The organism is Streptosporangium pseudovulgare, from assembly GCF_014648055.1.
In the GTDB taxonomy this organism is placed as follows: domain Bacteria; phylum Actinomycetota; class Actinomycetes; order Streptosporangiales; family Streptosporangiaceae; genus Streptosporangium; species Streptosporangium pseudovulgare.
Map to the genome: position 1 here is coordinate 283,918 of NZ_BMQJ01000006.1, position 12,281 is coordinate 296,198.

At 71.6% G+C, this 12,281-nt stretch carries 11 protein-coding genes and 1 riboswitch; of the genes, 5 read left to right on the forward strand and 6 right to left on the reverse strand.

Annotated features, from left to right (window positions below; translation table 11 throughout):
• Positions 1–3: 3 nt before the first annotated feature.
• The 5 genes from IEZ10_RS14855 to IEZ10_RS14875 form a co-directional block, all read right to left on the reverse strand.
• Positions 4–561, reverse strand: coding sequence for a TetR/AcrR family transcriptional regulator (locus tag IEZ10_RS14855; RefSeq protein WP_189247065.1), 558 nt, complete (start codon positions 559–561; stop codon positions 4–6).
• On the reverse strand, positions 554–1,417 hold the full coding sequence (locus tag IEZ10_RS14860; RefSeq protein WP_229811270.1) for an alpha/beta fold hydrolase: 864 nt from the start codon (positions 1,415–1,417) through the stop codon (positions 554–556). Before IEZ10_RS14860 ends, IEZ10_RS14855 begins: the two co-directional genes overlap by 8 nt.
• 144 nt (positions 1,418–1,561) lie before the next feature.
• Positions 1,562–2,200: a hypothetical protein gene (locus tag IEZ10_RS14865; RefSeq protein ID WP_189247066.1), complete on the reverse strand. Its 639-nt coding sequence runs from the start codon at positions 2,198–2,200 to the stop codon at positions 1,562–1,564.
• Positions 2,201–2,273: 73 nt separating this feature from the next.
• Positions 2,274–2,885 (reverse strand): RNA polymerase sigma factor, encoded by a 612-nt coding sequence (locus IEZ10_RS14870; RefSeq protein ID WP_189247067.1) that lies wholly within the window; start codon positions 2,883–2,885, stop codon positions 2,274–2,276.
• Between the two features lie 216 nt (positions 2,886–3,101).
• Positions 3,102–3,830, reverse strand: a complete 729-nt coding sequence (locus IEZ10_RS14875; protein ID WP_189247068.1) for an SDR family NAD(P)-dependent oxidoreductase — start codon at positions 3,828–3,830, stop codon at positions 3,102–3,104.
• A 296-nt stretch (positions 3,831–4,126) separates the two neighbouring features.
• Here IEZ10_RS14875 and IEZ10_RS14880 point away from each other — a divergent pair, with 296 nt between their 5' ends.
• The 4 genes from IEZ10_RS14880 to IEZ10_RS14895 all read left to right on the forward strand — a co-directional run bounded on the left by IEZ10_RS14880 (position 4,127) and on the right by IEZ10_RS14895 (position 9,958).
• Entirely contained in the window at positions 4,127–6,658 is a 2,532-nt protein-coding gene (locus IEZ10_RS14880; protein WP_189247069.1) for an L-aspartate oxidase, read from the forward strand.
• Between the two features lie 5 nt (positions 6,659–6,663).
• The gene (locus IEZ10_RS14885) at positions 6,664–7,446 is read left to right on the forward strand and encodes a type III pantothenate kinase (RefSeq protein ID WP_189247070.1); all 783 of its coding nucleotides are present in this window, start codon (positions 6,664–6,666) and stop codon (positions 7,444–7,446) included.
• A 24-nt stretch (positions 7,447–7,470) separates the two neighbouring features.
• The gene (gene lysX, locus IEZ10_RS14890; RefSeq protein ID WP_189247071.1) at positions 7,471–8,973 is read left to right on the forward strand and encodes a bifunctional lysylphosphatidylglycerol synthetase/lysine--tRNA ligase LysX; all 1,503 of its coding nucleotides are present in this window, start codon (positions 7,471–7,473) and stop codon (positions 8,971–8,973) included.
• Positions 8,974–9,709: 736 nt separating this feature from the next.
• Positions 9,710–9,958 (forward strand): helix-turn-helix domain-containing protein, encoded by a 249-nt coding sequence (locus IEZ10_RS14895; RefSeq protein ID WP_179822022.1) that lies wholly within the window; start codon positions 9,710–9,712, stop codon positions 9,956–9,958.
• A gap of 85 nt (positions 9,959–10,043) precedes the next feature.
• On the opposite strand, the gene IEZ10_RS40290 is transcribed toward IEZ10_RS14895, so the two are convergent.
• A complete protein-coding gene (locus IEZ10_RS40290) occupies positions 10,044–11,093 on the reverse strand; it encodes a C40 family peptidase (protein WP_308426273.1) in 1,050 nt (349 codons plus the stop codon).
• 5 nt (positions 11,094–11,098) lie between these two features.
• A riboswitch (cyclic di-AMP (ydaO/yuaA leader) is annotated at positions 11,099–11,252 on the reverse strand.
• Positions 11,253–11,590: 338 nt separating this feature from the next.
• Here IEZ10_RS40290 and IEZ10_RS14905 point away from each other — a divergent pair.
• Entirely contained in the window at positions 11,591–12,238 is a 648-nt protein-coding gene (locus tag IEZ10_RS14905; RefSeq protein ID WP_229811271.1) for an amino-acid N-acetyltransferase, read from the forward strand.
• The last annotated feature ends 43 nt before the right edge of the window (positions 12,239–12,281 follow it).

Consider the following 12,281-nt stretch of genomic DNA (forward strand, 5'->3'; position numbering starts at 1 on the left):
AGGTCAGGGCCGCGGCGCGTGCAGGCCGGCGGTGATCATACGGGTGAGCAGCTCGTAGGTGTCGTCGAGTGACTCGGGCAGGCCGAACGCGCCCGCGGCCTCCAGCAGGACGAAGCCGTGTACGGCCGAGCGCAGGCAGCGGACCGCGTGGACCGACTCGGAGTCGGTCAGCCCGTAGGAGCGCAGGGCCGCGAACATGACGTCCAACAGGCGTTCTCCCGCCTCCGCCAAGCCCGGCTGCGGGCTCTGGATCATGGCCGCGTAGCGGCCGGGGTGGGTCCGGACGTATGAGCGCCAGGCGGTCATCAGGGCGTGCAGGGCCTCGTCGCCCGAGCGGCCGAGTACGGCGTCGCCGATGCGGGCCGAGATCTCGCCCATCACGTGTGCGGAGAGGAGCTCGCGCAGCTCGGCCAGGTTCCGCACGTGCTTGTACAGGGACGGCGTGGCCACCCCGGCCCGGGCGGCCACCGCCGACAGGGTGAGGGCGGCGGGGCCCTCCTCGTCCACGACGCGCAGCGCGAGGCCGACGACGGTCTCTCGGGACAGGGAGGCCCTAGGCACGGGTGTGCTCCTTCAGGAAAGGCAGCATCGCGGCGGCGACCTCCTCGGGGAACTGGGTGTGCGGGTAGTGCCCGGCGCCTTCGATCATCACGTACGACCCCTGCCCCTCCGGCAGGGTGTCGACGATGGCGCGGGCCTCGGCCTCGGGGTCGGCCCAGTCGGGGTCGAGGTCGCCCATCATGACAAGGGCGGGACACCGGAGTTCCGACAGGGCCTCGCCGGCGTCGTCCGGGGCGGCGAAGCCCATCGACGAGACCACGGCCATCCGGCCCGGCCTGCGCAGGTCGGCCTCCAGGGAGGCGAGGTAGTCCGTCCAGTCGGCGGGCTTGACCCCGGGGACGGCCACATCGAGGTAGCTCTTCCACAGGCCGGGGCTTTTGAACATGGCCGCGCCCAGGAGCCGCAGCATGCCCGCGCGGTGGCGGCGGACGCGCAGGAGGCCGCCGAGGTCGAACTGCTGCGGGCGGGTGAACGGACCGATCTCGACGACGGCGCTGACCAGGTCGGGTCGTCGCACGGCGGCGATGGTGGCCGCGCCGCCGGAGAACGAGTGGCCGACGATCACGGCGGGGCCGCCCAGGTGCTCGATCAGCGCGATCAGGTCGCCGGCGGTGTCGGTACGGGTGTAGGAGGGCCAGCCGAGCGTGGACTCGCCGTGTCCGCGCAGGTCGGCGGCCGCGACCCGGTATCCGGCGGCGGTGAGCCGGGGGATGAGGAATCGATACGCCTCTTTGCTGTTGCCCATGCCGGGTGACAGGACGACCAGCGGGCCCTCCCCGGCCACCCGGTACGCGATCTCGCCACCGTCGACCTTCAGCGTCTCGACCATCGTCCGCTCCTCTCGGCTAATCTTCATAGCCTGAAAGCTAATGTCATTAGCTCAAAGAGTCAAGCGTCGACTTTCCCCGAAAAATCCACCTATGTCGGCGACGGCGGTGAGCGGATCCCGCCAGGCGGAACCGCCGGCGCGGCCCTGCTCGGCGCACCGGCGGCCGGCCTGTCAGCGGTACTCGTCGAAGCCCGGGGTGGGGGAGTCGACGAGGACGCACGGCGCCACGGTCCCGTTCGTGATCCGCGCCAGGGACGCCATGACGACGCCGCTGGGGTTGCCCCGCATCTCGGCGAACTGCAGCATCGCGGTCTGGCCCGGCTTGAGGACCGCCGGATCGAGCCGCAGGGTGATCTCGTCGAGGCGCTTGGCGATCCCGGTCTTCTCCCGGTCCACGGTCAGGAGGTCCCCGGCCTCGCTTTCCGGCAGGAAGTCGCCGCGCGTCCCCTCGCACCGCTTGCCCGGCGGCACGTAGTCCACGACCACGTTGAGACCGAGGTCCTTCAGATCGGCCTCCAGCTTCTTCGGGTCCTTGAACTCCTTGATCTGCACCTCGATCGAGCCGTCCGGGTTCTCGGCCACCGCGTAGGCCGGGGTCCCGCCGGTCACCATCGGCACGGTGACCGCCGCCGCGGCGGCCACGGCCGCGGCGGCGAGGAGGAGGACCGGACGGCGGAACGGGAGACGGCGGGCCGGGGCGGGCCGCGGGTCCTGCTGGATCTCCTGCATCAGGAACTCCTTGATCACTTGATGGCGGTCCGCCGGAAGCGCGCGTTCGGCGTTCGCCCAGGGGTCGGGGTCGACGTTCAACGGACTCTCCTCGGAAGGGTGGAGACCCCCGCCTTCGGGCGTGGGAAGGGCGTGGGAAGGGCGTGGGGAGTGGTCATGCGGTGGTCTCCCGAACGGACCGGACCGCGGTTCCGCGGTCACCATCTGTCTGTCCGCGGCCGGTGTGCGGTTCCGGGGGCTTCGCCGTACCGGTGAGGGTGGCGAGCTTCCTGCGGGCCCGGAACAGCCGGGAGCGCACGGTGCCCACCGGCAGGCCGAGCGCCCGCGCGGCCTCGGTGTAGCCCAGGCCGGCCCCCACGCACAGGGCGAGGACCTCCCGCTCGGAGCGGCGCAGCCCGGCCAGGGCCGCCCGTACCTCGTCCAGGGACCGCCGGTCGTCCAGGCGGCCCGCGACCTCGTCGGCGATGTCCGGCTCCGCCGTACCCGGGGGGAGCCTGGCGAGGGCGGCCCGGTACCGGCGGGCGGCGCGGGTGGTGTTGCGCGCGACGTTCGTGGCGATGCCCAGCAGCCAGGGACGCAGTGAGCCGCCGACGGCGTCGACCCTGGCCCGCAGCCGCCACGCCTCCAGGAAGGTCAGCGAGACGATGTCCTCGGCGACCGACCAGTCCCCGGTCAGGCGGAAGGCGTGGTTGTACACCGATCCGGCGCACTGGTCGAAGAGCTGCCCGAACGCGTCGGCGTCGCCGGCGCGTACCCGGGCATGCATATCTGTTTCCACGCCTATGTACTGTCCGGCGGAAACGTCAGGGTTCGGGCATCCGGGGGTTTTCGTATCCCCGGCGGAGCCTTTCCGTATTCCGAGTTCCCGGCCCTGTCCTCCCCCCGTGTCCTCGCCCGGCGTCCCCGCCCCCCGTCATCCCGGCCCGGAGATCTCGGAGCCCCGGCCCCCGGAAACCGACGTCCCGGGAGCCCGGCGAAAGTCCTACATGCCTCCCGCCACCCGCAGGATCGCCCCCGTCGTGTAGGAGGCGTCGGCCGAGAGCAGCCAGGAGACGGCTCCGGTGATCTCCTCCGGCTGCCCGGCGCGGCCCATGGGGATGGTGCCGGCGAGCTTCGCCGGGCGCTCCGGGTCGGCGTGGAACTCCGTCCAGATGATGCCGGGGGCCACGCAGTTGACCCGGATGCCGTCGGCGGCGACCTCCTTGGCCAGGCCGACGGTCATGGTGTCCACGGCGGCCTTGGTGGCGGCGTAGTGGACGTACTGTCCGGGGCTGCCGAGGGTGGCCGCGGCCGAGGAGATGTTCACGATCGCTCCGCCGCCGGTCCGCGACATGTCCCGTACGGCGCGGCGGGCGCACAGCAGGTAGCCGAGCACGTTGACCTCCAGCGCGCGGCGCATGCCGTCGGCGTCGGCGTCGGCGAGGCGGCCGTTGCCGCCGCTGATCCCGGCGTTGTTGACCAGCCCGGTGACCGGGCCGAGCTCGGCGGCGGCGTCGAAGAGGCGGTCCACGGAGGTCTCGTCGGCGGTGTCGGACGGGACGGTGAGGCAGCGGCGGCCGGCCGCGCGGACGGTCTCGGCGACGGCCTCGGCCGCGGTCGCGTCGGAGCGGTAGCCCACGACGACGTCGTGGCCGTCGGCGGCGAGGCGGGCGCAGATCGCGGCGCCGATGCCGCGGCTGCCTCCGGTCACGACGGTGACGGGCTGGTGCATGACGGGCCTCCAGGGACGACGGGCCTCGCCTGGACCTTCCGGGGCGGCGGCCTCGATGAGAAAAGATCATCTGATCATCCCATGAAAGGCCCTCTGTGGACCAGACGCGAAGGCGTTCCGGGGGCTCCCGGCCGGGGTCGAAGGCGTCCCGGGGAGTGCGCGGGCCAGGTGTGGAGAGGTCCCGGGGGTCCGCGGGCCGGTGTTGGGGGCACCCCGGGGAAGAAGCATCGTCCGGCACCCGTTATCGTCACATTGACGAAATCAGGTGCCTCTACCCATCCCACAAGGAGGCGGCAATGACGATCCCGGCCATCCCCCAGAGGCTGACCGCGCCCTCCCCGGGCTGGACGGTCGAGGCCGACGTGGTCGTGGTGGGCTCCGGTGTCGCGGGCCTCACCCTGGCCCTGCGGTACGCGGCCCTCGACCCCGCCGCCAGGGTCCTGGTCGTCACCAAGGACGTGCTGTCGTCGGGGTCCACCCGCTGGGCGCAGGGCGGGATCGCCGCCGTGCTCGACCCCGGGGACACCCCCGAGGAGCACCTGTCCGACACCCTCCTCGCCGGCGTCGGCCTCTGCGACACCGAGGCGGTGCGGACCATGGTGACCGAGGGCCCGGACGCCCTGCGCCGGCTGATCGCCACCGGGGCGCGGTTCGACACCGACGCCGCAGGCGGGCTCCAGCTCACCCGCGAGGGCGGCCACCGGCGTGACCGCATCGTCCACGCGGGCGGCGACGCCACCGGCGCCGAGGTGCAGCGGGCCCTGGTGCAGGCGATCCGGGAGTCGGCGATCGAGGTCATCGAGCACGCCCTCGTGCTCGACCTTCTCAAGGACGCCGAGGGCCGGGCGGCCGGGGTGACCCTCCACGTCATGGGCGAGGGCGAGCGCGACGGTGTGGGCGCGGTCCGGGCCCGCGCCGTGGTTCTGGCCACCGGCGGCATGGGCCAGGTGTACGCCGCGACCACCAACCCCGTCGTCTCCACCGGCGACGGCGTGGCCCTCGCGCTGCGGGCCGGAGCCGTCGTACGCGACCTGGAGTTCGTCCAGTTCCACCCGACCGTGCTCTGGCTGGGCGAGGAGGCCACCGGCCAGCAGCCGCTGATCTCCGAGGCGGTCCGCGGCGAGGGCGCGGTGCTCGTCGACGCCGACGGCACCCGCTTCATGCAGGGCGTCCACGAGCTGGCCGACCTCGCCCCCCGCGACGTCGTGGCCAAGGCGATCATGCGGCGGATGCGCGAGACCGGCGCCGCCCACATGTACCTCGACGCCCGCCACTTCGGCGAGCACAAGTGGCGCACTCGCTTCCCGACGATCCACGCGGTCTGCCTGGAGCACGGCATCGACCCGGTGACCCAGCCCATCCCGGTCGCGCCCGCCGCCCACTACGCCAGCGGCGGCGTCCGCGTCGACCTGCGCGGCCGTACCGACGTGCCCGGCCTGTACGCCTGCGGCGAGGTGGCCTGCACCGGCGTGCACGGCGCCAACCGGCTGGCCTCCAACTCGCTCCTCGAAGGGCTGGTCTTCGCCGAGCGGATCGCCGCCGACATCCACGCCGTACGGCCCGCGCCCGGCGACCCCGTCCCCGACGAGCGGCCGTCCGGCCTCGCCGACCCCCGGACCCGCACCCGGATCCAGGCGCACATGAGCCGGGGCGCGGGCGTGCTGCGCGGCGAGGAGTCGCTGACCGAGGTCGCCAAAGCCCTGCTGGGCGCGCGGTGGACCCCGGTGGCGGTCGAGCCGTGCACCGAGTCGTGGGAGGCCACGAACCTGCTGACCGTCGCGTCGGCGCTGGTCGCGGCGGCCCGCAACCGGGAGGAGACCCGCGGCTCGCACTGGCGCGAGGACTTCCCCGACCGGAATGATGCCTGGTGGCTGGGCCACCTGGACCTGACCCTGACATCGGAGGGAATGACGATGACGTACGTGCCCCACGAGCGGCGCGCGACCGGGCTGCCGCCGCGGGTGGCGGCCGACCTGGCCGAGGCGGGCCTCGACCCGGCCGAGGCGGAGGCGGTCGTCACGGCCGCGCTGCGGGAGGACCTCCAGGAGGCCGGCGACGTCACCAGCGCCGCCACCATCCCCGCCGGCCGTACCGACACCGCCGACGTGGTGGCCCGCGCGGACGGGGTGGTCTGCGGGCTGGCCCTCGCCGAGGCCGTCTTCTTCCGCGTCGGCGGGGACGGCGTCGTCGTCGAGCGCCGCGTCAAGGACGGCGAGCGGGTCTCCCGCGGCGACGTGCTGATGACCGTCACCGGCCCCACCCGCGACCTGCTGACCGCCGAGCGGACCGCCCTCAACCTGCTCACCCACCTGTCCGGCATCGCGACCTTCACCGGCCGCTGGGTCGAGGCCGTGGCGGGCACCGGCGCGCGGATCAGGGACAGCCGCAAGACCCTGCCCGGCCTGCGGGCGCTCGCGAAGTACGCCGTCCGCTGCGGCGGCGGGGTCAACCACCGCATGTCGCTTTCGGACGCCGCCCTGATCAAGGACAATCACGTCGTGGCCGCCGGCGGGGTGGCCGAGGCGTTCCGGGCAGTCCGCGACGCGTACCCCGGGCTGCCGATCGAGGTCGAGGTCGACCGGATCGACCAGATCGAGCCGGTGCTCGCGGAAGGAGCCGAGGAGATCCTGTTGGACAATTTCAGCGTGGAAGACCTGGCGCGGGCCGTACGACTGGTGGGCGGCAGGGCACGACTGGAGTCCAGCGGGGGCCTGACCCTGGAATCGGCGCGCGAGGTGGCCGCGACCGGCGTCGACTACCTCGCCGTGGGCGCGCTCACCCACTCGGCGCCCGCGCTGGACATCGCCATGGACCTTCGAGGGAACTGATACTGATGCTGCTCGCCATCGACGTCGGCAACACCCACACCGTCCTCGGCCTCTTCGAGGGCGAGGAGGTCATCGAGCACTGGCGCATCGCCACCGACGCCCGGCGCACGGCCGACGAGATAGCCGTGGTGCTGCAGGGCCTGCTCGGCCAGTCGCCGCTGCTCAAGGGCACCGACGTCGACGGCATCGTCATCTGCTCCACGGTGCCGTCGGTGCTCAACGAGATGCGGGAGATGTGCCGCCGCTACTACGGCGACGTCAACGCCGTGATCGTCGAGCCCGGCGTCCGCACCGGCGTGCCCGTCAGGATGGACAACCCCAAGGAGGTCGGCAGCGACCGCATCGTCAACGCGCTCGCCGCCATCAACCTGTACGGCGGGCCCTGCGTGATCGTCGACTTCGGCACCGCGACCTCCTTCGACGCCGTCTCCGCCAAGGGCGAGTACGTCGGCGCGGTCACCGCGCCCGGCATCGAGATCTCAGTGGACGCCCTGGCGGCGGCCGGCGCGCAGCTGCACAAGGTGGAGCTGGTCCGGCCGCGCTCGGTGATCGCCAAGAACACCGTCGAGGCGCTCCAGGCCGGCATCATCTACGGCTTCGCCGGGCAGGTGGACGGGATCGTCGAGCGGATGGCGGCCGAGCTGGCCGACGACCCCGACGACGTCACGGTCGTCGCCACCGGCAGCGCGGCGCAGCTCGTGGTGGGGGAGGCCCGCTCGATCGACGTCCACGAGCCGTGGCTCACTTTGATCGGGCTCAGGCTGATCTATAACAGAAACGTTTCCTAGCCGGACATCGGTACCCTTGGCTGTGTGACCGCTGACCTGACGAACCCAGCCGACGATCTGCCCGAGCAGATGCGCGTGCGCCGGGAGAAGCTCGACCGCCTCCGCGCCGAGGGTGTCGACCCCTACCCGGTGACCTTCCCACGCACCGCGACCAACGGCGAGATCCGCGAAAAATACGCCGATCTCGCCGCTGACACCGCGACCGGCGACAAAGTGGGCGTCACCGGCCGCGTCATGCTGGCCCGGACGGGCGGCAAGCTCTGCTTCGCCACCATCCGCGACGGCTCCGCCGACCTCCAGGTCATGATCTCCCTGGACAAGGTCGGGGAGGAGTCCCTGGCCGCGTGGAAGCGCGACGTCGACCTCGGCGACCACGTCGGCATCGAGGGCGAGGTCATCACCTCCCGCCGGGGTGAGCTGTCCATCCTCGCCGACCGCTGGGCGATCACGTCCAAGTGCCTGCGCCCGCTGCCGGAGAAGCATGTCGGCCTGACCGACCCGGAGGCCCGGGTCCGCCAGCGCTACCTCGACCTCGTCGTCAACGACGAGGCGCGGAGGATGGCCTACGTCCGCAGCGCCGTCGTGCGGGCCATGCGCGACTTCTGGCACGGCGAGGGCTACCTCGAGGTCGAGACGCCGATGCTCCAGCGCATCCACGGCGGCGCGACGGCCCGTCCGTTCAAGACCCACATCAACGCCTACAGCATGGAGCTCTACCTCCGCATCGCGATCGAGCTCTACCTCAAGCGGCTCGTGGTGGGCGGCATCGAGAAGGTCTTCGAGATCAACCGCAACTTCCGCAACGAGGGCGCGGACGCCACCCACAACCCCGAGTTCACGATGCTCGAGGCCTACGGCACCTATCTCGACTACAACGACATGGCCGACCTGACCCAGCGGATGATCCAGAACGCGGTCGTGGCCGCGCTCGGCCACTCCGTGGTGGTCCACGAAGGCCAGGAGGTCGACCTGGGTCTGCCCGAGTGGCCGCGGATCACCGTCTACGGGTCGGTCTCCGAGGCGCTGGGCGAGGAGATCACGACCGAGACGCCGCTGGAGCACGTCCGCAAGCTCGCCGACGCCCGTGACATCCGCTGGGATCCGAAGTGGGGTCAGGGCAAGCTCGTCCAGGAGCTCTTCGAGGAGCTGGTCGAGCACACCCTCATCCAGCCCACGTTCGTCATGGACTACCCGCTGGAGACCTCCCCGCTGGCCCGCCTGCACCGGGACAACCCGCTGCTCACCGAGAAGTGGGACCTCATCGGGTTCGGCACCGAGCTGGGCACCGCCTTCTCGGAGCTGGCCGACCCGGTCGAGCAGCGCCGCCGCCTCACCGAGCAGTCGCTGCTCGCCGCGGGCGGCGACCCCGAGGCCATGCAGCTCGACGAGGACTTCCTCACCGCCCTGGAGTACGGCATGCCGCCCACCGGCGGCGTGGGGGTCGGCGTGGACCGCCTCGTCATGGCCTTCACCGGCAAGAACATCCGCGACACCATCCTGTTCCCGCTGGTCAAGCCCACCGGCTGAGCGTCGCCGGCCCGGTTGGGCCGGCCGGTCCCGCCGGACGAGCCCGCGGTCCCCATGGACCGCGGGCTCGTTCCGTTGCCCGGAAGCCCCGGTCGCCCGGTGGTTTCCGGCGCGCCTTCCCGCGCCTTCCCGCGCCTTCCCGCGCCTTCCTGTGCCTCTTGTGCCTCTTGTGTCTCCTGTGCTTCCTGTGGCTTCCCGTGGCTTCCGCGGCGCGGAGACGTCATTTCGCCGATGATCCGGGTGACGCGCTGTCCGCCCCCCCGGGAATGCCGGAAAGCGGGTTTCATCCGACATCCATTGCCCGGTGATTTTCTCGACGCCGTCAGGGGGGACACGGCCGGGGCTGCGGTCAACGGGGATGCGGTCAACGGGGATGCGCGACGCATGCCGAGCAGGTCGTTTTCCCGGGGAAATGCGGTGTGCGCCGGCCGTACGGCTCGTCCCGGCGGCGGCCCCGCGGCGTGACCCGCGGCACTGTTCCGCGAGGTGGATCGCGGCGATGACCTCGGACGCGACGGCGGTCCGGCGGCACGGCTTCCGGGTCGGCCGCCTCTTAATCACAATGGGCCCGACATATCATGAGTACTTCATGTAACGCCCACTCTGTCAATAGTGCGCATCACCTCTATGAAGAGCAGAGCTTGACGACCTTTGAACGGGGCGTTTACCGTTCCTGACGGGCGACCTCGATTCCAGCGTGCTCACGCCTTAGTCCCGTTGCGGGGGGAGTGGCTAGATGGCATATCCGGAAGTGGATTCCCGCCGCGGCGAAAGCCTTCCGGGTACGGAGGATATCGATCTCAGCGAGGAGGACCTCGTGCTCCTCGCCGAGCTGGCCAAGGGCGTCACCGTCGACAGGGTGGGCCGCCGCCTCGACATCAGCGGCCGGACGGTCCGGCGCAGGCTGCGCGGGATCTGTGACCGCATCGGCGTGGCCACCGCGATCGAGGCCGTGGCCTGGGCCGCCCGCCGTCGCCTGATCTGACGCCGTACGCCCGGCCGGTTCAGCCTGGGCCCGGCCGGGTTCGGTCGTACGTCCGGCCAGGCTCAGCCGTACCTCCCGGCCGGGTTCAGTCGGCGACGCGCACGCCCCCGGCGAAGGGCCGGTTGCCCATGGGCGCGATGCGGACCACGTCGCCGGTCTGCGGGGCGTGGATCATCAGGCCGGCGCCGACGTAGATCCCGACGTGGTGCAGGTCGCTGTAGAAGAAGACCAGGTCGCCGGGGCGCAGGTCGTCCCGGGAGACATGGGTGCCGGCGGTCCACTGGTCACCGGTGTAGTGGGGCAGGCTGATGCCGACCTTCTGGTAGGCCCACATGACCAGGCCCGAGCAGTCGAAGGAGTTGGGCCCCTCGGCGCCCCAGACGTACGGCTTGAGCTGCTGGGTGAGCGCCCAGCGCACCGCCTCGGCCGCCTTGCCCTGGCCCACGATCGGGACGCTGAGCCTGGTGGCCCGGCCGCGCATGTTCTCGGCGCGGTCGCGGACCTCCCGGTAGAGGCTGCCCTCCAGCTTGCCGACCAGACGCTCGATCTTGGAGCGCTTGTCGCCGAGCTCCGCCAGGAGCTTCTTGACCTCGGCGGACCGGGCGGCGGCGCCGGCCCGGGCCTGTTCGGCGACCTTGAGCGCCCGGGCGACCTGGGCGACCTCCTCGCTCTGCCGCTGCTGGAGGGCGTAGCTGGTGGTGGCCTGGTCGAGGAAGGAGTCGGGGTCGTTCGACTGGGTGAAGGCGAGCGTGGATCCCAGGCCCCCCGACATGTAGGCGCTCTGCGCGAGGAGGGTGGCCTTGGCGCGCCGGGACTCCAGCTCCGTCTCGCTGGCGGACAGGTTCTTCTTGGCCACCTCGGCGGCGCGCTGCGCCTGCTTGAGCTTCACCCGCGCGCCGTTGTACTGCTCGCTGAGCGTCTCGACCTCGACGTGGAGCTTCTCGACCTGCTTGGCGAGCTGCTGGAGGTCGGGCTTGGGGTCCGCGCCGGCGGACGTCAGGGGGGCGCCGACGGCGAGGAGGGTGAGCGCCAACCCGATGAACGCCGCCCGGCCGGGAAGGCGGTGGGAGACGCGCTCCCGCATCGGGACGTGTCCGGCCGAACGCCTACTGCCACGGCTCGGCGTGCGCTTCACCAACAGGCTCCTCTCTTGGCCGCCTACCGGGTTAGCTGACGGGTTCGGGCCGGAGGCAGCCCTACCGAGCGCGCCGGTGGCGGCTCGGATTCACCCCTGGGGACACGCGGAGGGTGGGTCCCCGGCTCCCCGGGTCCGGGGATTCGGCGGGTCAGCATTTCGGGGGACGCTGACATCGAGCACGGACATTAGTGCAATTGGAGGTTCATGCTCAACCAGAACCACAAACTCGGTAGAGCTTTCACAACCGGAAAGTCACGGGCAGATCACATACTTTCATGATCCACGCACCTGTCAACCTGGACCTATGCCGTTCCGAGTGGCATACCGCCTATGTCATCGCAGATCCCGGTCCATGCCGAGGGCGAATGGCCGCCGTCACCGGCGTTTCCGGCCGGGTGAGACGGCGGTGACGCCGTGCACCGGACGGTGCCGTTGTGACCGAAGTTACGGCCGGACCGTAATGGGGGCGCGACGAGGACGTACGCTGATCGGTCATGGAGCAGGTTGCGGGACACTCCCCGGCGCCGGGGTCCCGGGAGGGCGAAACCGGGACGACGGCCGGGTCTGCCGGGTTCGCCGGGTTCGCCGGGTTCGCCGGGATCACAGTCCGCCGCGCCCGTACGCCGGACGTGCGGGCGATCCGGCGGCTGGTCGACACCTACGGCGGCGCCGGGCCGCGGCTGCTGGAGAAGGCCACCGTCACCCTGTACGAGGACGTCCAGGAGTTCTGGGTGGCCGAGCGGGACGGGGCCGTCGTGGGCTGCGGGGCGCTGCACGTCCTGTGGGAGGACCTCGCCGAGATCCGCACCGTCGCCGTCGATCCGGAGTGCCGGGGCCGGGGCATCGGCCACCTGATCGTCTCGGCGCTGATCCGGACGGCCGGCGAACTCGGCCTGCGGAGGGTCTTCTGCCTCACCTTCGAGGTCGACTTCTTCACCCGCCACGGCTTCCGGCGGATCCAGGGCACGCCCGTCTCGCCCGAGGTCTACGCCGAGTTGCTCGCCTCCTACGACGAGGGCGTCGCCGAGTTCCTCGACCTGGAGCACGTCAAGCCGAACACCTTGGGAAACACGCGGATGCTGCTCCATCTGCCGCCCGAGCTCCGGCACGGCGACCCAGGTTACGACTGTGACAAAAGGTGACTCTCGGACGCCTATCTCGATACCTTGTGCTGCAACGTGCATG

Excerpts from the sequence above, each read along its gene's own strand:
- IEZ10_RS14880 (WP_189247069.1), top strand. The coding sequence starts at position 4,127 with ATGACGATCCCGGCCATCCCCCAGAGGCTGACCGCGCCCTCCCCGGGC.
- IEZ10_RS14875 (WP_189247068.1), bottom strand. The coding sequence starts at position 3,830 with ATGCACCAGCCCGTCACCGTCGTGACCGGAGGCAGCCGCGGCATCGGC.
- IEZ10_RS14885 (WP_189247070.1), top strand. The coding sequence starts at position 6,664 with ATGCTGCTCGCCATCGACGTCGGCAACACCCACACCGTCCTCGGCCTC.
- IEZ10_RS14870 (WP_189247067.1), bottom strand. The coding sequence starts at position 2,885 with ATGCATGCCCGGGTACGCGCCGGCGACGCCGACGCGTTCGGGCAGCTC.
- IEZ10_RS14895 (WP_179822022.1), top strand. The coding sequence starts at position 9,710 with ATGGCATATCCGGAAGTGGATTCCCGCCGCGGCGAAAGCCTTCCGGGT.
- IEZ10_RS14905 (WP_229811271.1), top strand. The coding sequence starts at position 11,591 with ATGGAGCAGGTTGCGGGACACTCCCCGGCGCCGGGGTCCCGGGAGGGC.
- IEZ10_RS14860 (WP_229811270.1), bottom strand. The coding sequence starts at position 1,417 with ATGAAGATTAGCCGAGAGGAGCGGACGATGGTCGAGACGCTGAAGGTC.